The 20,826-nt window shown below is 55.4% G+C and carries 13 protein-coding genes and 1 tRNA gene; 11 read left to right on the forward strand and 3 right to left on the reverse strand.

Annotated features, from left to right (window positions below; translation table 11 throughout):
- Positions 1-153: 153 nt before the first annotated feature.
- The 3 genes from ltrA to G604_RS0108960 form a co-directional block, all read right to left on the reverse strand.
- A complete protein-coding gene (ltrA, locus tag G604_RS0108950) occupies positions 154-1,596 on the reverse strand; it encodes a group II intron reverse transcriptase/maturase (protein WP_028910263.1) in 1,443 nt (480 codons plus the stop codon).
- A 477-nt stretch (positions 1,597-2,073) separates the two neighbouring features.
- Positions 2,074-3,261, reverse strand: a complete 1,188-nt coding sequence (locus G604_RS14030; RefSeq protein WP_051220332.1) for a tyrosine-type recombinase/integrase — start codon at positions 3,259-3,261, stop codon at positions 2,074-2,076.
- 141 nt (positions 3,262-3,402) lie between these two features.
- A tRNA-Ser gene (locus G604_RS0108960) sits at positions 3,403-3,490 on the reverse strand.
- Positions 3,491-3,802: 312 nt separating this feature from the next.
- Between G604_RS0108960 and G604_RS14035 the strand changes: the two genes are divergently transcribed.
- The 11 genes from G604_RS14035 (at position 3,803) to G604_RS0109015 (ending at position 20,791) form a co-directional block, all read left to right on the forward strand.
- Positions 3,803-5,644, forward strand: coding sequence for a RagB/SusD family nutrient uptake outer membrane protein (locus G604_RS14035; RefSeq protein ID WP_051220333.1), 1,842 nt, complete (start codon positions 3,803-3,805; stop codon positions 5,642-5,644).
- A gap of 28 nt (positions 5,645-5,672) precedes the next feature.
- Positions 5,673-6,998, forward strand: a complete 1,326-nt coding sequence (locus tag G604_RS14040) for a BACON domain-containing protein (RefSeq protein WP_155941904.1) — start codon at positions 5,673-5,675, stop codon at positions 6,996-6,998.
- On the forward strand, positions 6,991-7,563 hold the full coding sequence (locus G604_RS0108975) for a metallophosphoesterase N-terminal domain-containing protein (protein WP_051220335.1): 573 nt from the start codon (positions 6,991-6,993) through the stop codon (positions 7,561-7,563). Before G604_RS14040 ends, G604_RS0108975 begins: the two co-directional genes overlap by 8 nt.
- Positions 7,564-7,913: 350 nt before the next feature.
- Complete coding sequence (locus tag G604_RS0108980) at positions 7,914-8,894, forward strand: fimbrillin family protein (protein WP_196801112.1); 981 nt, start codon at positions 7,914-7,916, stop codon at positions 8,892-8,894.
- A gap of 13 nt (positions 8,895-8,907) precedes the next feature.
- Positions 8,908-10,242, forward strand: coding sequence for a leucine-rich repeat domain-containing protein (locus tag G604_RS0108985; RefSeq protein ID WP_036905133.1), 1,335 nt, complete (start codon positions 8,908-8,910; stop codon positions 10,240-10,242).
- A gap of 36 nt (positions 10,243-10,278) precedes the next feature.
- On the forward strand, positions 10,279-11,928 hold the full coding sequence (locus G604_RS0108990; RefSeq protein ID WP_196801113.1) for a fimbrillin family protein: 1,650 nt from the start codon (positions 10,279-10,281) through the stop codon (positions 11,926-11,928).
- A 97-nt stretch (positions 11,929-12,025) separates the two neighbouring features.
- On the forward strand, positions 12,026-13,270 hold the full coding sequence (locus G604_RS0108995) for a fimbrillin family protein (RefSeq protein WP_081657729.1): 1,245 nt from the start codon (positions 12,026-12,028) through the stop codon (positions 13,268-13,270).
- A gap of 2 nt (positions 13,271-13,272) precedes the next feature.
- Positions 13,273-14,301, forward strand: coding sequence for a fimbrillin family protein (locus G604_RS0109000; RefSeq protein WP_028910269.1), 1,029 nt, complete (start codon positions 13,273-13,275; stop codon positions 14,299-14,301).
- Between the two features lie 9 nt (positions 14,302-14,310).
- Positions 14,311-15,513 carry a fimbrillin family protein gene (locus tag G604_RS0109005; RefSeq protein WP_081657730.1) on the forward strand — a complete coding sequence of 401 codons (1,203 nt, stop codon included), beginning with the start codon at positions 14,311-14,313 and terminating at the stop codon, positions 15,511-15,513.
- Positions 15,488-18,100 (forward strand): fimbrillin family protein, encoded by a 2,613-nt coding sequence (locus G604_RS14045; protein WP_196801114.1) that lies wholly within the window; start codon positions 15,488-15,490, stop codon positions 18,098-18,100. Before G604_RS0109005 ends, G604_RS14045 begins: the two co-directional genes overlap by 26 nt.
- 36 nt (positions 18,101-18,136) lie before the next feature.
- A complete protein-coding gene (locus G604_RS0109015) occupies positions 18,137-20,791 on the forward strand; it encodes a fimbrillin family protein (RefSeq protein WP_155941906.1) in 2,655 nt (884 codons plus the stop codon).
- The last annotated feature ends 35 nt before the right edge of the window (positions 20,792-20,826 follow it).

Raw genomic sequence — 20,826 nt, forward strand, 5'->3', positions numbered from 1 at the left:
AATGGTTGATAATCAAACAAATTTCTCACAACAGCCATAAGTGCTACAACGATACAAGGAAAAATCGCACTCTCATACCATACACATATAATCGAGTAGGAGGTAAACACTAATCATAGGTGCTTATCTCCTACTTTCGTGTTTACCGACCTCTCACACCACCGTACGTGCGGTTCCGCATACGGCGGTTCCTCTTTTGGGTAACCATTTGGCATACTCGTCATATAGGAACGTATAACCAGCCTTGCGCAAGTTCACGTTAGATGCAGCCATATGCATAATCGGTGTCCCTGCTACTCTCCAATAGCCCTTAACATAACCCCATCGGCGTGCGTTATACTTGTTTATTCCGCATTTAATGAGGTTCTTGATTCGGGTCTTGGGAAGCTTCCATGACTTCCATATACACATACGCAAGCGTCTCCGTAACCATTCGTCGGTTTCCTCGGCCAGTCTCTTCATAGTGGCAAGGTGATAGTAGTTCACCCAGCCCCTTATGTAGAGGCGAAGAGTCTCCTTCCGCTTGGCATAGCCCATGCCATTGCTGCGACCCGTCAGCTCTTTCAAGCGGCGACGCATCTTGGCTTTGGTCTTGGGATGTACCGTCAGAAGGCACTTGCCCTTTTGGATGTAAAAGGAGTAGCCGAGGTACTTCACACCACGGACATAAGAGACTACCGTCTTTTCCTTATTGACCTTTAGGTGAAGCTTGCCTTCGATGAATTTGGTTATGGATTCCCTTACACGTTCCGCAGCCCGTTTGCTGCGGCAGAATATCATCGAGTCGTCGGCATAGCGGACAAACGGAAGTCCTCTGCGCCCGAGCTCTTTGTCCAGTTCATTAAGCATCACGTTGCTCAACAACGGACTCAGCGGGCCACCTTGCGGTGTACCTTCATCGCTGCGCACGAACAAGCCGTTTACCATTACGCCACTCCGAAGATACTTGTGTATAAGCGAGACAACCCTCCCGTCCTTGATTGTTCGGGAGAGAACTTCTATGAGTTTGCTATGGCTGACCGTATCAAAGAAGCGCTCCAAATCCAGGTCGACTACGTACTTGTAGCCGTCCGTGATTATGGACTGCGCCTTTTTCAACGCATCATGACAGCCACGCCTCGGACGGAAGCCGAAGCTGTTCCTGCTGAACTGTTTCTCATAGATGGGAGTCAGAACTTGGTTGATGGCTTGTTGCACCATGCGGTCTACCACGGTGGGTATCCCTAAAAGGCGCTTCTTGCCATTATCCTTGGGTATCTCTACCCGTCTGACGGGATTCGGACGGTAGCTGCCGTCCATAAGGGACTTTATCAGAGTGTCCTTGTTGGCTCTCAGCCACGGGAGCAACTGCTCGCATGACATCTTGTCGACACCGCCACAGCCCTTGTTCCTCACCACGCACTTATAAGCGGCGTTCAAGTTCTTCGGGGACAATATGACCTCCAATAAATGTGCCTTGTCAAATGGTACTTCCACGACGTTGTCTTCGGTCATCCATATGTAGGTCTGCACTCCCTCATACCCTTCGGATTCCGTCCTGTCTCTTTGAGGGCAGTCATTGCCTTGAGACCATGTTTTCTGCATTCTTGCCTGCATAAGGTAACTTTCAATTACTGTCGTTTAATTAAGGTTCGGTCCTTCGACGCACGTGTCAATTTGCGACTACTATGACCTCGGCTGACTTCTCACGGCAAGCATTACTCCACGACTTTCGTAAAAGCAACTAATCGTCATGTCCGTGAGACCTCACCAGTTAAGCGTACTAACTTTCCATCTTATCCCCGCCTAATTTACTCCTTGCGATTCCGAGTAGTTATAGGGCTTTGACGCTTTATGCCGCCTCACCCTCGCAAGCAAGCCTTGGTATTAGGTTTCTGTACGTCGGGGCAGGTGTTTGCCGCTGACTTCTTTCAGATTCCACCTCGCGATGGACACCCTTGTCTCTCTGGCTATGCAGTTCCCACTACTAAGGTCTGCTCGGGACTTGCACCCGTTAGCCGGTACACATGCTGGTCAAACATAAATCAGCCACCTGTGAGGTTAATCTCACGGGTGGCTGGTTTCGTTTATTGTCTATTTGTCTTTAACGTCATCCTTCGCCTTGGGCTTTTCATAGACCATATTACCCTCAAAGTTGAGCGTTCCCGGCTGCACATCATGCTTCTGGATATAGCGGTTGGTTGTGGAGATGTCCCTGTGGCGTGCCTGATCACGGGCAACGACAACACCCTCGGAATTGGCAAGGTCACGGATGCCGGAATCCTTCAGAGAATAGAACTGATAGCAGTCGCTCCATTTCAGTGCGTTTCGCATCGTCTTCCAACGCTTGTTGAACTGGTCGCTGCCTACATGCTCTTTGCCCGGCTTGAAGTCGTGGCTGAAGATATAGCAGTCGCTCGTGCTCTTGAAGATATCGAGGTCGAGCATCAGTTTGATGATGATTTTGTTCAGACCCACGTCCGCATCACGATGGTTCTTGCTGAAAGTCTTGGAAACGAAGATAGTCTGATTCTTCAGGCTGATGTCTCCAATCTTCAGATTGCTGAGCTCGCCGGGACGGATGAGCGTGTAGTACTGCATGAGACAGGCCAGGAGGAAGGACTTGTCATGCTCCGTGAGATACTTGGTCATCGTCTTGAGCATCTCCGGAGTGAGGTCCTTGCGGAACTTTTCCCCGTTCTCTGGCATCACCTTGATCTTCTCAACAGGATTGTTAGCGATGTACTTGCGGGCAACCATGAACTCAGAGAAGCCGTAGAGCCAGCCACGATAATTGTTACGCGTTCGGGGAGAACTCTCACGGTCGAGAAAGATCCAGTCGATGAAGTCGTTGCAGAAGGACTCATCGAACTGATAAGCATACTTGAATGGGGTAGTACGGGTGGCAATATACTCTTTGAGCACATTGACCCGCGAGTGATAACTCTGCCGTGTCTTCTTGCGATCCATGCGGTCGACATAATCGAGATACCTCTCCAGGCAATCCTCGAAGAGTACATAAGCACGGGAATTGTCAGTCTGTACCCACGGATTCCATCCCTTCATGAGCTTACTGCTCACTACATTGATAATCTCAGTAGCGCGCCGGTTGCGTTCAGAAACACGAAATTCAGTACTGATGCTGTACTTCTTACGCCGCATCGTGTCGGTGGCAGGGTCGAGTGCATAGAAGTCGACATACCACTCTTTGCCTTTGTGGAGTTTTGGGTAGGTGTAGCCTACGAGCTTGGAAACATTACTTCCTTGAATTTTAGAGCACATTTTTTTAACATCTTTTGTCGCTGCGTTCCCAGCTATAAAAGATGCACGTCCAACAATGCTTAACAGAAGCCGTCCGTCAATCGTCCGGTCTTTTTAACGCAAAATGCGCAACTTGCTGATAAATAACGAGTTACGCATTTCTGGCGGAGAGAGAGGGATTCGAACCCCCGGTACCTCTCGGTACGACGGTTTTCAAGACCGTTGTAATCGACCACTCTACCATCTCTCCAGATTTCTTTGAGTTGCTGCTGAAAACAACAACCCTCAAAGGCTTTTGGTCGAAAAGCGAGTGCAAAGATACGGTTTTATTTCGGAATGACCAAATTTTTCGGTTATTTTTTTAGAAATCCGTTGTTTAACATTTGTGCAAACGGTTTGCACAAAGTGTGCACGATGTCTGCACAACTTGTGCATACCTTTGGCACTGTTGTTTTTTCCAGATGTTATGGATTTGAAATATTCTATTTACGGATATGTAATTTCCTTAACGTAATTTTGCGGTCGAATAAAAAATACCATTATTCTAACAAATTATAAAAAGATGAGAAAGATCAAAGGAAAGACCAGACCTCTCATGCTCGCAGCCATGTTAGCGGGAGTACCCTTGACTACATGGGCTGATGTGAGCCAGGGGGAGGTGAGCAAGAATGGGAATGACACGACGCTTCACGTGAAGATGAAAGACAGTGTACATAACCTTGATGAGCTTGTTGTCGTCGGTTACGGTGTGCAGAAACGGCGTGATATCATTGGCGCCATCTCTTCCGTTAATGGTGATGTACTCGAGAACCGCAGTAATCCTAATATTACGCGCAGCTTACAGGGACAGGTGCCTGGGTTGACGATTACGATGTCGGATGGCAAGCCTATCCGTACCGGTTCGATCCATATCCGTGGCAATGTCAACTCCATCGGTGCCGGCGGCAGTGCCCTCGTACTTGTCGATGGAGTAGAGGGTGACCTCAATGCTGTCAATCCCGATGATGTGGAGAGTATCTCCGTACTGAAGGATGCCTCGTCGACAGCTATTTATGGTGCCCGGGGAGCCTTCGGCGTTATCCTCATCACGACGAAGAAGGCGAAGAAGGGTCGTCCCTCCATTCAGTACAGTGGGAGTCTCTCTTTTCTCTCTCGTACGGTCAAGCCGCAGATGGTGACCAATGGCCTGCAGTGGGCCACGGATTTCTATCATGCTTATGTCAACTATAAGGGCAAGGAGCCCAGCACCATCAACAACCGTTTCAATAAGTTTATTGTCAGTTGGGATGACTGGTACAGTGAGTTGCAGCGCCGTGATGCCGATCCTACGTTGGAGAAGATTCGAATCAATGGTAAGGGATACTACGATTATTTCGGCAATACCGACTGGTTTGGTGAGATTTATAAAGACAGCTATACGGCCACGCAGCATAACCTCAGTCTCTCCGGCGGCTCCGACCGTGCCACCTATCTGTTGTCGGGAGGTTATTATGGAACGAGTGGTATCTATAAAATAGGTGATGAGAAGTTTCAGCGTTTCAACCTCCGTGCCAAGGGCTCACTGAAGTTGAACAGATGGTTGACGGTAAGTGACAATATCGAGTTGTGGCGGCGTCTGTATCATGAGCCTGCCGTGATGTATTCTTATGATCCCAACGATCTGTCTACCATTATCCCTATCCAGCGACAGATAGAAACTCAGGGATTCCCTGTGGCTACCCTTCGCAACCTTGACGGTACGTGGACGGAGGCGGCGGTCTATACGGGTTATGCTGGAATGTATGAAGGAACCTCGTGGCGCGAGTTGAAGAAGCTCACCGTGAAGAATACCGCTGCCCTCACTGCCGATATCCTTCCGCGTGTGCTGCAGGCGAAGGCTGAGCTCGGCGAGATGGACACGAAGATCTGGGACAAGACCATCCGTCCGTTGCGTGAGCGTGCCGGCGTGAAAGGCGATGCGCCGGCCACGGCCGATCCTTATCTCATCAGTTACTATCGGAATAAATGTACGGATAAATGGCTGTTGGAGATCCGCCGCGAGCGTGCCATCGAACTCTTCTTCGAAGGTGACGGCCTGCGCTACGACGACCTCATGCGCTGGGGCGAAGGTGAGATGCTCACCGATCCGTGGAACAGTATCTATATCGGTGAGAAGAATGTCGCTTACGACACTAATGGTGATGGCGTGAAGGACCTTGAGGTCTGTGACAAGAAACCGTCGGAGACAGAGTCGGGCGTCTATTACATCGTTTTGAGCAAGGCCCCGTATTATACCTTCCGGGACGGTCGTCTGTATATCAAGAACGAGAACGACTGGAGCGACAAGAAGTATCTCCATCCCATCCCTCGTGCCGCCCTCGTGAAGAACCCTAACCTCAAGCAGAACTATGGATGGGAAGATTGAAAGATCGTTAACAAGAAAGATTGAAAAAATGAAACACAAGCTATTCTTATCAGCGCTGGCCTTGTTTGCGGGGCTGGCGATGACCTCATGCAGCTCTGACGACGACAACTTCGTGCTGCGCTCCGACTCCGAGCTCCGTTTCGGTTATGCTGCCGGAGAGAAAGACTTTACTATATGTACGCAGGGTGAGTGGACCGTTTCCACGGAATCCCCTTGGCTCTCCTTTGATATGATGAAGGGCACGGGTGACGGCGTGACGCGGCAGAAGATCCAGGTGATGTCAGCCCGTAACACGGGTGCGGCCCGTCGGGACTCCTTTCTCATCCATGCCGCCGGCCGGGACCTCACCGTTTATTGCGATCAGGAGGAGGGCGCTCCCTTCACCTTCGGCAAAGGCAAACTCTCGGGTGACCTGCAGGTCGGTAAGGTCAGTGATCAGACCATTGATCTGCCTTTCACCTACGGTTATCAGGGCATGAGCCTGACGTTGCACACAGCCCTCAGCGGTGCCGGTGCCCAAGGTCTTGCCGTGAACGATACGACGCTGACCCTTGATGGTGAGCGCGGCAACATCATACTGCCTCTGAAGGGCACGCCGCAGGTCTCCGGCCCCGTGGTGATGAAGATCACTGCTGACGACGCGTCGGTGAGTCCCGTTGTCCTTCAGTCGACCGTTCTCTCGCAGACACCATCTGTCTCCCAGACCTTACTCGAACAGCACTTCGACCTCATGTTGTGGGGTGGTGATGCTGTCGCCAATCAACCGGGCATCAAGGGCGGCTTCATGGATGGTGACGGTGGAAAGGTCATCGATCCGAATGTTCCCGTGACCGCTTGTAAGGCAACGGACGATGGCAGCAATGATCTCATCCTCACCATGGCGGAGAGCTATCGTGTGCTCCGTGGTTTCAGCGGATGGGACGGTGCCCGCATCTATGAGCATCCGGGGTATGTCAAGGTCGGAACGGCCAAGGCCGTCGGAACGATCACGACGCCGGCGCTGGGCACGCTCTCTGCCGGTGTCTCGACGGTGACGGTGACCTGTCGTGTGGCGCAGTATGTCTCTGAGTCAAAAGGTAAGCTGACGATCAAGGTACTCAATGGCGGCACACCGTCGATGACGTCCTACACCTATCAGCATGCCACCAGTGACGCGTGGGCCACGGGCCTTCATCTGGGTGTGCTCAACCGTAATCCGAAAGATTTCGCGCCCAACAGTCACCACGACTTCATCTATCAGTTGAAGAATCCGGAGGCGAAGGTCATCCGCGTGGAGGCCGTGGATGAATACGGCAACACCTATGAGCAAGAACATTTTACCACTGATTTAAGAGAAGCAGAATCCTATGAATAGATTTTTATTATGGGGTATCCTCTCCGCATTTTCCGTCTCGGCCATGGCCCAGCAGACGCTGTTCCATCTCCGGGGAGAGGTACGTACCACCGACGGCAAGGGCATTGCCGGTGTCGTCGTCAACGACGGTATTCATTTCACGACCACAGACACGCAGGGCCGCTGGGCCCTCGACTGTGACACTTGTCTGGGAAAGTTTGTCGCCATCTCCACGCCGGCGGCCTATGCGTTGAACAACGACCACGGACTCGCCCGTTTCTATATCCCCGTCCGTGAGGCGGTGAAGCGCGAAAGTAATGACTTTGTCTTGAAGAAGCGGAAGACGGTCTCCGACAAATTCACTTATATCGCCATCAGTGATCCCCAGATGCGTGATGCGTATGAGGTAGGGCGGTGGAAGAACGAGACGCTGCGTGACCTTCGTCATACCGTCGACTCCTTGAAAGGAAACGGAGAGATCATCGGCATGACCCTCGGCGACCTTGTCTTCGACACGCCGAATCTCTTCCCGCAGTATGCCGCCTCCTGTCAGAACCTCGGGATGGTGATCCCGCGTGCACCGTAACGTGGCAGGAGGATGGTGTGGAGAAAGGCCCGATGGAGCAGTTCACGGCCACCGTGACCTTCACCAACCGCTTTGGCGAGAAATTCTCACAATGTTTGAAATGATTGCAGAAGGCCCCGGGAGGGGCCTTCTTTTATGGCTGATCTTTAACCTTTTGTCACGTTCCGTTGATCTTTTGTTTCCCCGCGTTTACAGGGCCTTTTGATGCTGTGTTTGTTTTAATACTAAAAAATGTTAACAGGGGGGTAATTTTTGCGATTTTTATAATTATTATAAAATTTAATTCATAACTTTGTTGCGGAATACGATACATTTAAGTTATGATACGATTGGGGATTACTGTTTTTTTCATGGGAGTATTGGCATGTGTCTGTGCGTGTACCGATGATCCCGGGACCATCACTTCAAAGAGCGAGGGGGAGATTCCTGTGGAGATCAGTGTCATGCAGAGCAGTCGCGCCGTCTCCGATTATACCGCCTCTGACCTCAGTCTGACGATCCTTTACCAGTCGTTTGTTGATTCTTATACCCGTACGAATGTCAAATGGTGTAACCTGCCGCGGCCTGATGGCACGCCGTTGTGGGCACAGTGTTCGGAGGGCACGCGTCCCATGGCTTGGAAGTCGGCCACCGACAATGCCCGTGTCCTCGCTTATGCCCCTTATCTGTCGATCACGAAGCCCAAGGACCTCGCCAATCTCTATTTCGAGGTGAAGAAGCATCAGGAGGCGGGACTCGACTCCAGTGATTTCGTGAGCTATTATAATCCCGGCTTCGCCCCGGGACCGAGTCTGAAGAAGTTGAACATCGTGTTCAATCACCAGCTCTGTAAACTGTCCATAGATTTCAAGCCGGCACCGGGGAACCTCGTCATCGACGGCTTCGGCACGGCGCTGACGCAGGGGATGCTCGACACCCTCTCCACCTGTAAGGTCGGTCCTGTCTGCTATGCCATCCGTTACCATCTGACGGACTATATCACGAAGAACGCGACGACCGACATCCATCCGTTGACGACGGTCTCCGGGACGGCTGCCGACTCCGCGTTCGTCTATACCTATGCCCCCGACACCCTGAAGCGCAGTCACCAGGAGTGTATCATCCCGCCGCAGACCATCCGGAAAGACAGCAGTTTCGTGCAGTTGCTCGTCTTCGATCCCGTGGCCTGTAAGCATCACATCTTTGTCTACCGGGCGGAGAAAAACTTCACGCTGGAGCCCGGCAAGCACTATCATCTCACGATAGAGCTCGGAGGCACGGGACTGGAACTCTCCTCGGTAAAGGTCGTGGGCTGGCTCTTTGAGGATAAAGGAACTTATGATATCAATTAAAAAACGAAGAGATATGAAAAGAGGAATCATCGCATCTATTTTTATTCTGGCGTCTTTCGCGCCCGCCATGGCCTTCCATGCCGACATCACCGTGTCGGGGAAGGCCGTGGATTGTTCTTTCGAGATCCTCTCTTCCACGGAAAAGACCGTAGGAGTCGGCGTGTCGGCAGAAGACGCCCTCTTTGACGGCGGCAATGCCACGGACACGGATATCGCCGGGGATGTCGTCATCCCGTCCACGGTGTCCGACGGCAGTGTGACCTATACGGTGACGGCCATCCAGTATTCGGCGTTCTCCTCCTGTCAGAAGATCACGTCCGTCACCCTGCCGTCCACGGTGACTACCGTGGGACAGTATGCCTTCAGTGGCTGCAGTGCCCTGACGACGGCCGACCTGCCGGGGGTCGTCACTCTCGAGGCGAATGCTTTCGACTCCTGTCCCCTCCTGACGATGGTGAAAGGGTGCAGCGCCCTGACGACGATCGGCAACTTCTGTTTCAACAGCGACGCGGCACTCGTCGACTTCTCCCTCCCGGCGACGGTGACGACCGTCGGCGATTATGCCTTCCAACTGTGCAAATCACTGCAGACGGTCGTGTTACGGCCCTCCGTGACCTTTGCCGAGCATAGTTTTAAGGACTGCACGGGCATCACCGCCATCACGTATCCCGTGCGCAGCCATGCCTCGCTGGCCGCGCAGCTCGGGGCCGACATCCTGGCGAAGGCCACGCAGACCTGCTATCTCTCCCTGGCGAAGTCGGTGGAGACCGTCCGGCTGCCTTATGACGTGTCCGCGGACGGGACCTATGTCCTCGCGGCTGACGGCGTGACGCAGGAGCAGGCCTCGGACGGGAAACTGATCATCTGTACGACCTATGACGCGGCGACGAAGACCATCGCCACACGGGAACTATCGGGTACTGTACCTGCGGGCACGGGGGTGCTGTTCTCGGGAACGCCCGGGACCGTCTATTATCTCGCGCCCGCCGCCGACGGTGCCGTGACGGCCGATGTCAGCGACAACAGTCTCATTGCCGTCGATGAGGCCACGGAGATCGGCCAGTCGTCGACGGCTTACGGTGACCTCATCCTCTCCGACGGCATCTTCTATCGCGCCTCCGCGGGAACGCTCGGTGCCGGAAAAGCCTATCTCCGCATCTACTGGGGCACGCAGCCAGCGGCCGCGAAGGTCTTTGTCGGTGGCCTGCCGACGACGGCCGTCCGCACCGTGCCGTCTTCCGCGACGGCACATCCCCGCAGCACATTCTATAATCTCTCCGGTCAACGGGCGACGGCCGCCAGCGGCATCGTCATCGATGGGCGGGGACAGCTCTTTTTCAGACGATAAATCATGAACATACGCTTACACCATCAACCGGAAAAAATGTTGCGGATCCTCCTGTGGGCATCCCTTCTGTTGCTGGCCGCCTGCTCCGTCTCGGATCTCGGGCAAGACGACGGGAGACCGTCGGATTATCTGAAGGTCAACGCCGCCGTCGGCCTCGAGCCCCTCTCGCGTGCCGTCTACATGCATGGCAATATCATCGGCCAGCACTATTTCCTCAACGGTTCCCATATCGGCATCACCGTTGTCAAAGCCGATGACGAGTCGGCCTACAACGGCGGCCACGTCAATAATCACTGGTATTGCGAGGGCATCCGCAGTGACACCTACAACGGACAAGAGTGGATGCCCGTCGGCGGACAGCAGGCCAACGGCGTGGGACTCAACGAGAATGGCGCGAAGGTCTGCGCCTATTATCCTTACAATGCCGGCTATTCCGATCTCTCGAAGATGCACTGGCGCTGCAATCCCTATGTCGACATCATGTATGCCAAATGGACCCTCTCCAACCAGTTGAAGCAGAACTCCACGACGAGCTATGAGCCGGTATGCCGCAAGGCCCCGACGACGGATCTCAACTTCCAGCATGCCCAGGCCGTCATCGTCTTCGTGCTCCGCAACAAAGGCTACAACAACCAGAGCCGTATCTACAGTGTCAATATCCATAGTGACGGCTTCGGCCGGGAGGCCGACCTCAATGCCGGCACGGGTGAGCTGAGCAATGTCACCGACACCATCATCAGCGAGACCTACGACCCGCCGCTGACCTTCAAGCTTGACAGTACCATCGACATGTTCTATGTCTTCCCGAAGGAGAAGGTCAGTCCGATCTATTTCAGCTTCGATATCGACCATGAGGTCCAGTCGGGCGTGAAGAAAGACCTGGCGCTGCAGCAGGGCTATGTCTACTATTTCCATTTCTATCTCTCCAGTGTCCGCCTCTACCTCAGTGATGTGGAGATCGTCCCGTGGGACCAGGCGGGGATCCTCGCCGATGCTGTGGAGCCTTACGACTACCGCCTCGATACCGCCCGTTATGTCGATATGGACATGACGGATGTCTATGGCAACAAGATCCTCTGGGCCGCCAACAACCTCGGTGCCGCCGACTCCATGGATATCGGCGACTATTATATGTGGGGCGACACCGTCCCGTTTTCGGGGACGCACTGGGTAGGCCCGTCCTATTATACCAAGCTCCGGAATCTCGGCTGGCAGGATATCGGCGGCACGCCGTATGATGCCGCCCGCCATGTCCTGGGCAATGAGAACCGCATGCCCACGCGTACGGAGTGGCAGATGCTGACGAACCCGTCGAAATACACGTGGACGGTCGCTTCCTCCGTCAACCGCCAGGGCAATACCGTCTATGGCTACCGTGTGTCACTGGTCAGTGATCCCTCGCGGGCGATCTTCCTGCCCTATGGCGGCTACCGTGCCTATAAGACGCAGGGTACGGGCGGTTACAAGACCGATACTATCCAGACGCTCAATGATGTCAATGCCGGCGGCCGTTACTGGACGAGTTCCCATCATGTCGATGTCATCCCTTATCAGCCGCAATATTTCATCGTCGGCACGGGGGCAACGAGCGGTTACAACACGAGCAGTGAGATCCACGGCGACAGCGTGGCCTATAACATCCGGCCCGTGAAAGTCTACCGCCGGTATAAGCCCCCATTTAAATAAGGACTATCCGATCACGACAAGAAGTCCAATCTTCAAAAGAAATTCAATCACAGCAAGATATCATAACAATAAGAATAATAACAAAAAGAATAACATTATGAGAACATTCCTTCCAACCTTTCTCCTGTCCATGGCCTCCCTCGTGGCCATGACCTTCGCGTCCTGCAGCAGTGAGGACCAGAATGCCGCCACCGGTGACGGCAACAGTTCCATGCTGAAGATTCAGGTATCCATGAGTGACGGTACCGGTGTCACGCAGACGCCCATGGGCGCCAAGGGAGCGACGGCTGTCGCCTCCCGTGCCGACAACCCGTCGTCGGCCAGTCCTTATAAGTATACGCCGGCCAACAATCCCAGTCCGGCCATCCCGCATTATTTCTGGAGCGGCGAGGACCGTCTGGGCATTTTCGTGCGTAAGGCCGTGAGTCCCTACGATGAGTATATCTTCATCACGAAGGACGAGGCGGGCAATAACCAGCGCAACCAGCCGATCGACAACTTCCGTTTCTACGCCTCCGGCAACTATCCTCAGCAACAGTGGATGACATACAGCAGCAGTGAGAAGCCCGTCCTCAGTTCGGATCTCGAAGGTCTCCTCTGCGCCTACTGGCCTTATGAGAAGACGATGACGTTCAACGGTAACGTGTACAACTATGATAACAATGGCAACCGCCTCCTGCCGCCCGTCAACACCAATCAGCCGTCCGTCCACAGTTGGACTATCGACTGTACGACGGGTACCGACTATATGTACTGTGGCTGGGTAGGGTATAACGGCTCCACGAGTACGCCGCTCAACAGTACCCATCCCACGACGAACATCGAGATGAAGCACGCCCAGTGCATGATCAAGTTCTCCCTGCGTGTCGCCTCCGACTATATCGGTTCCGCGTCCCTGACGGACTTCCGCATGATCGGCGGCTTCGCCATGCACGGCACGATGGATATCACCGACGGCACCTATGTGCCGACGCCCACGAAGGCCGGCAACCAGGACACCGTGCGCTACTATCATCAGGACTCCTCGAACCTGCGTACGCTGAACACGAACACGAACTATGCCGACAGCGTGTTCTGTCTGCCGTTCTCCGAGACGCAGCCGACGACGCTCCATTTCTCCGCCATCATCGACGGTAACACCTATAGCAACGATATCTCCTCCATCACGCTCATGCGTGGCTATATCTATAATGTCAGACTCGTCCTGGCCAACAACGAGCTTATCATCAGCGGCGTGACCATCAAACAGTGGATCCCCTATTCCGATATCGCGGAGACGGCACTGCTGCCCAATGAGTCGGCCAAAGGCGGAAAGATGGAAGAACCGGAATCAACGAAATAGTTATGGCCAATTCTATTCATCGCTCTGTCCTTCTTGGCTGCCGCCTGCTCCTCCTGGGGCTGACGGCAGCCCTGACGGCCTGCGGCAGCGACGGGACGGAAGGAGCGGCCCCCGCGGCATCAGCAGTCCTGGAGGTGCGCTCCTTGACCGTCCCCTTGGCCGATGAGGCCGCGGCGAAAGGATCCCGGGTGAGCTATGCCACGGGGGATACCTATCTGCCCGAGGGCACGGAGATCGGTGTCACGCTGAAGAACGAGCAGCAGACCGAGCATGACTATGCGGCCTGTTTCAATCTCCTGTTCACGGCTGCGGGGAGTGCCACGTCACAGACCTGGAGCCATAGTGGCGGCGTCGCCGTCACCGATGAGACGGCGCAGCTCTCGGCCTACTGGCCTTACGACAAGGATGCCGATCCGTATGCCCTCACCGTTGACGCCGCCAAGGGCGTCGACTGTCTCTACGCCCCTTTCGGCTATTGGACGAGTGGCAATGATCCGCTCAACTATCTCCATCCCGTCGTCCATCTCTCCATGAGTCATGCCCTCTCGGTGATCATCATCAACTTCAAGAACAATGCCTATACCTCCTCGGTAGGCGCGGGCAAGCTCGACCATATCCTCGTCAGCAGTAACGCCTATGCCACCCATGCCACCCTCAACACTACGGCGGGGACCTACTCCGCCTTCACGGGCCAGCATGAGGTGGAGCTGGAGGCGGAGCAGGTCACGATCCCGCAGGCCGGCACCGCCGAGGCGGCCATCGACACGTTCATGATCGTCCCCACGGGGAAGAGTGCCGCCATGACATTCAAGATCACCCTCGACGGAAAGGTCTACACGGTGACGACACCGGCGACGGTCTTTCAGAAGGGGTATGTCTATACCTATCATCTGCGCTATGACGACCGGGAGCTGAAGCTCGACGACAACGGCGTGACGATCGCCCAGTGGAACTATGCCACGATGCCGCCGATCCCCGATATGTGGAACCACTGGCATGTCGATCCTCATGGCGGGTATAACGGCCATTAATCATTCATTATGCGAAAAAACAAATTCTTTCCATCTTGCTGTGCCGCCCTGCTGCCCTTGATGCTCCTGTTGCCGGCCGCCTGTGCCGGTGGCGACGGGGGCGCGGATACCGGGGAGGCCACGGAGGCCGCGGGGACGGTGCCCATCGTCATCCGTGCCGTCATCGGTACGTCCTCACGGGCCCCGCAGGAGGAGCTGCAGGAGACGCGCCTCGCCTTCGGCCAGAACCTCTGGGTATGGGTCGACAAGGCGAAGGACGGCAAGGCGTATATCGGTGCGTGGGAGCATCTGTCGAATGGCGACGGCACCTTCGTCACCGTCAATCCCGGCATCCGCTATTTCCCCAACGGCAACCGCAGCATCAATGTCTATGCCGTTCATGCGAAGACAGACCTCAAGGAGGGGGACAGCCGGCCGAAGAAACTGCTGCATCACTGTTATAACCTGCAGACCACCGACGAGAACTATCTGCAGTCGGACCTCCTCTGGGGCGACAGTCTCCCGGTGGCGGCCGGCAAGAGCGGCGACGGTGTCAAACTAAAGCTGCATCACATGCTCTCGAAGCTGCGCTTCTGTTTCCAGCCCGTGGGCAGTGTGACGGCGCAGACCCTGGAGGGCGCCAAGGTGGCCGTGACAAATGTCTACACCAACTGTACCCTCGATCCCGAGACGGGGGCGGGGACGACATACGGCGAGCAGGGAGAGATCCAGTTCCCGTTGAAGCAGATCGATGCCTCGGCAACGACGTTCGACGGCGCCACCTACGGCTATTGTGTCGTGCCGCCGCAGCTCATCACGCCGCGGCGTCTCGTCACGATGACGCTGAAGGACGGCACGACGTTCTACTACCGGCCCGACAGCACGTTCTCCTTCGATCCGGGAAAGACCTACACGTTCAATCTCCAGGTGAAGCAGACCATCAAGGTCGATCCCGGCGAGTTGGACACGCTGACGAATCATGACGAGCAGATCGTCTTTGATCTCGAGCCTATCGTCGCCACGCCTTTCGAGGTCACCGACTGGAACGCGGAGTCGTTTGATATCGTCTGGACGCAGCTCATCGCCGAGCCCGGCGACCCTGATATAGAAGAATGGAAATATGACAGTCACAGTCAGACGTGGACGTTCATCCAGGACGCCCTGGATGTCGACGACTGGATTCCGCAGAATGGCGGAACGAAGAATTATGACAAGACAGATGTGGACAAATAAGGTCCGTAGAATGAAAACGTATACGATGATGAGATACACTCCGATCATAACCCCTCTCCTGGCTGCCGCGGCACTCCTGCTGCTCTTCCCTTCCTGCGCCAATGACCTGACGGAGGGAGCAGGGACGGGCACGGGGACCATCGCCCTCCCGGCCGTCGTCGAGGAGCTGTCGGCGTATAAGGCCGTCGACGTACAGCCGCGGGCCGCCCGGGCAGCAGGCGCCACGACGGGGCATGCGGCCTCACGCCGCCTCTTCGTCGGCTCCTCCTCTGTGGCGGGCATCGGGCTGCCGAAGGGACACGTCAACGCGGTCACGACGGCGGAGACCACGCCGGCGAGCCGCGGCCGGGTGGCGACGACGAAATGGTTCTACGACGACTTCAGTCTGTCGTTCTATACCTATCCCGCGTCACAGTCCTGGGCCTCCTACAGCAACGGCCAGCCGTCGCCGGCCGTGAGTCATGAGCCGTTGGCCGTGTCGAAAAACTGGATGTCGAAGGAATACTGGCTCGGCACGTCCTATCGGTATGCCTTCTTCGCCTATGCCCCTTATGATGCCGAAGGCGTGGGGACGCTGACGGCGGCAGGGGCTGTCGGCGGACCGAACTTCCATTATGTCGTGCCGTCGAACGCCACGGCCGAGAGCGACCTCCTCGTCGCCCATGACACCGATGTCCCCGGTGACTATAATGCCATCAAGACGCTGAAGTTCACCCATGCCCTCGCCGCCGTGCGCTTTGCCATCGGCGACAAGATGGCACGGGGACGGATCACGAAGATCCGCCTCACGGGCGTCTATGGCGAGGCCGACTACGACTATGCCACGGACTCGTGGCAGAACCTCTCCACGGAGAGCGACTTCGAACTTCAGCAGGCCTTCGTGATCCGGGAGGACGACAAGAACTATCTCCTCAACAACGTCGATAATCTCTTCATGATGCTACCGCAGACGCTGCCTGCCTCGGCGCAGATCGAGCTCACCGTCGATGACGGCGAGAGCCATACTTTCAATATCGGGATCGGCGGCAAGAAGTGGGAGCGCGGCACGATGACGACCTATTATATCTCCACGGCGGGCACGGGGAGCTCCTATCATCTGTTGATCTCGGCGTCGAGCCGTCCCGTCGACGGCGCCGGTGCCACGGCCCCCGTGAAGGTCATCAGCTATATCCGTTCCTACTACGGCACAGCGAAGGCCGTGCCCTGGACGGGCTATTTCACCCTCGGCAACGGGAGTGAGCAGCACACCGCCGACGCCGGCTTCATCAAGGGCTTTGTCAGTGAGGGCAAGGGCGGCGCCGACGGCAACGCGATGAGTCTCGCCTTCGACCAGTATGTCCCCGTGAGCACGGCGGCGAGCAGCAGCCATACGGAGACCCTGCGGGCGGCTGCCGACGGCAGCCGTGACCTGCAGACGGGGCAGGAGAGTGCCAACTGCTATGTCGTCTCCGCCCCCGGCACCTATACGCTGCCCCTCGTCTATGGCAACAGTCTGAAGGCTGACGGGTCGGCGAACACGGCGGCCTTCACGGCGGCCGGCGGCACGGCGGTCTTCGTGGACCATAAGGGACAGACCATCACGTCGCCGTATATCTACAACAAATACGCCCCTGCTGATGCCGTCATCCTCTGGCAGGACGCCCCCCATCTCGTCTCGCCGCCGTCGGTGAAGGTCGTCGATGACGGCCGGAAGCTGCAGTTCACCATCAAGGCCGACAGTATCTGTCAGGGCAATGCCGTCCTCGCCGTGCGCGACGCCGATAAGAACGTGCTGTGGTCGTGGCATATCTGGGTGACCGATGAGGCTCTGGACGCCGCCCATGCCGTGACGATCGACAACAACGGCGGCAGTCTGAGTTATATGCCCGTCCCCTTGGGCTATTGCGACAGTGAGAGCCGTCCTTACGGCATCCGTACGATGACGCTCCATGTGACGCAGGAGGAGTCGGGAGAGACGGCCGTGCGCACGCTCACGCAGGGCGGCAATGATGTCGTGGAGTACGGTGCCACGGCACCCTATTTCCAGTGGGGCCGCAAGGACCCGTTCCTGCCGAGTATGGGCACGGGGAATACCAACAAGGGCGCTTACGACAATGCCTATCCGTTGGCGGCCGCCAATGAGAACCTGTCGGACGTCTCCGCCTCCATCTCCCGCCCGTGGGTGATGTCGTCGGCGATGAACGGCTCCACGGAACTGTGGAATGCCGGCAACAGTGACCTCACGACGACGAGCGAGACGGTGACGAAGACCGTCTATGACCCGTCACCGGCGGGCTACTGCGTACCCGCGGCCGCCATGGCCGTGGGATGGAACGGTCCGTCGCGGTCGATGTGGACGAGCCGCCTCGGCGTCTACGGCCGCTATGTCTACCATCACGTGACGAATGTCGGCGGCTGGACCTTCTTCCCCGCCTTCGGATGGCGGACATCGCTCGCCGCCCCCGGTGAAGTCGGCGTTCAGGGCGACTACTGGTCGGCGGGACCGGCCTCCGGCGGCGCGTGGTATTTCTATTTCTTCAGTGACCGCATCAACTACCAAGGGATCGTGCGCAACTATGCGTTCACGATCTGGCCGATGAAACAATAACATTTTATGACAACGAACATTCAAACAACATAGGATATGAAAAGATTTTTGGTTGAAACTCTCATCCTGGCGGCCGCGCTGTTGCTGACGGCTTGCTCCGAAGATACCTTCGACAACCTCTCCCGCGGGGAGGGGAAGATCGGCGCGTCGACGACGTTAACGGAGTCCGTCGATGTTGTCGGTGAGACGCGTGCCGGCACGCAGGCGCAGACCCGCACGATGAAAGGCTCACGGGGAAAGATGTTCCTGCGCTTCACCGCCGCACAGGGTATCCACGCCACCGACTGGCAGCGTGTGAAGGACGGCGAGGGACTGCCCGTGACGGGGGCGAAAGGCGGCACGCGCGGCCGCCCCGTGACGACGGACAACTTCCATGACGACTACCGCCTGTTTCTCTATAAGTATCCGCGCAGCGCGAAGTTCGATGCCGTCGCCGCGGCGACGATGCCATGGATCGTCGATGAACAGGTGCAGCGTGACCGTTCGTGGATGACGTCGGAATACTGGCCCGGCGGCGGCAGCCACCTCACGTTCATCTGCTATGCTCCCTATGACGCGGCGGGTATCACGGGCCAGCCGACACTCTCCACGAAGGGGTTCCCCGTGATCCATTATACCGTGCCTACGGATGCCACGAAACAGAGTGACCTCCTCGTCGACACGACGAAGGATGTGCCGGGGGATTATAATCAAATCAAACAGCTCCATTTCAAGCATGCCTGCACGGCCGTGCAGTTCGCCGTCGGTGAGAAGATGGCGCCGTGCAATGTCACGTCCATTGCCATCAAGGGTGTCTATGGCGAGGGCGACTTCGACTATTCTACGATGCAGTGGTCGAACCTCTCGTCGACGAAGGACTTCTCCCTCTCGGCGAGTCTCCCCGTGCGCGCCACGGATCACAACAAGGTCATCAACAGTGGCGATTATACTTTTATGATGCTGCCGCAGACGCTCCCCGATGACGCGCAGGTGGAGATCACCGTCAATGACGGCGCGGAGCATAAACTCACCTGCGATATCGGCGGACAGGTGTGGAAACCGGGCTATACCGTGACCTATTATCTCTCCACCTCCCGCACCGATGATGACTATTTCCTCTCCGTGACACCGTCGGCCTCGACAGTGGCCCGCAAGGGCGGCACCGTCAGCTTCAGCGTGAAGAGCTACCGCATGACGTTCTATGGCTCTGAGGTCGCCGTGCCCTGGACGGGATCGTATACATCAACAGATGAGTTTGATGGAACCTCTGGCACTACCTCTCTTGGCTCGGGTGTTGGCACGGCAAGCGGCGAGACGAACACTTTGTCGTTCACGGCATCTTCTACGTTGCCACGTAGTCGTAGTTGGCGAAATTCACATACCATGACGTTGCAGAATGCTTCTGACGCATCTTGTAACCTCATTAAACGGGACGGGCAGAGCGCGAACTGCTATGTCATTTCAGCCCCGGGCACCTATACCTTCCCGCTCGTCTATGGCAATGCCTTGAATTATGCTAACGGCAGTTATGTAGATAATAGTACGTCTTATAGTTCATCGACTTTCGTCGACTACGAGGGCAATCATATCACGTCACCCTATATCGCTACTGCTGACGGTGGCAAGCATGAGCCCGATAATGCTTGTATCGTCTGGCAGGATGCCCCGGGCCTTGTCGATCCGTCAAGTCTGAAACTTGTCACGGCCGACGGCAAAAAATCCTTACAGTTTACGGTAGACAAGAAGCATATCTGTCCAGGTAACAGCGTCCTCGCCGTCCGTAATAAGAACGGACAGATTCTCTGGTCGTGGCATATTTGGGTGACTGACCATGACGTATCTACAAAAAATACCATTGATATCACTAATCGGCCTACGACGGGTGGCTCCATTACAAGTAAGTTTATGGAAGTACCTCTTGGATGGTGTGATGCAGAGACGCGTGTCTATAATGAGCGGTCTTTTACTTTTAATTTCCGTCAAAGTTCCGCAGAGAGCTCCGTCACTGCTGCCTGCACGGTTTTGCAGAATAGTGGTGACAGTACGTATGTCTATGGTGACAATGCCCCGTACTACCAATTTGGCCGTAAGGATCCTATGTTGCCAAGTAACGGCGCTACAAATAATTCTGCGTCTGATGCTGGAATTGATAAACCCTATTATGACTATAATTATTTGTGGAGTATTAATAATAGTCAGGTGTCTACCGCAACAGGTATTCAGAATCCGTTTACGTTCTATTATGCTGTTAATGATGACTGGTCTACTTCCCATAACTATGATTACTGGAATATCAACTTCACGAGTGCCGCCGGAGTGAATAATACAGCTGTTGTTAAGACTATTTACGATCCGGCTCCGGCAGGATTCCACGAGCCTTGCACGGCTGCTTTTACGAGTTTTACCACTACAGGAGGAAATACCGTAAGTAGTGGTCAGTTTAATGTTTCAGGTAGTTTTAATCAAGGATGGAATTTTTATAATGTGAGTCGGACGAAGACAATATTCTTCAAAGCTTTGGGATGTAGATCCTCGTATAGTGGTGATGCAAATGGTGTGGCGATTTGGACTAACGTGCGCGGCTACTATTGGTCCGCCGGGGCCTCTTCGGCTGTGGACGCGCGTTTCTTGAGCTTCGGTTCGGGCTACGTGTACCCGCAGTGCGAGGGCTGCCGGGCTTATGGCTTTACGTGTCGTCCGGTCTCAGAATGAAACATCGAAATCCGATTATTTGATCATTTTAGCCG

It is taken from the genome of Prevotella sp. AGR2160, assembly GCF_000424185.1.
Lineage (GTDB): Bacteria > Bacteroidota > Bacteroidia > Bacteroidales > Bacteroidaceae > Prevotella.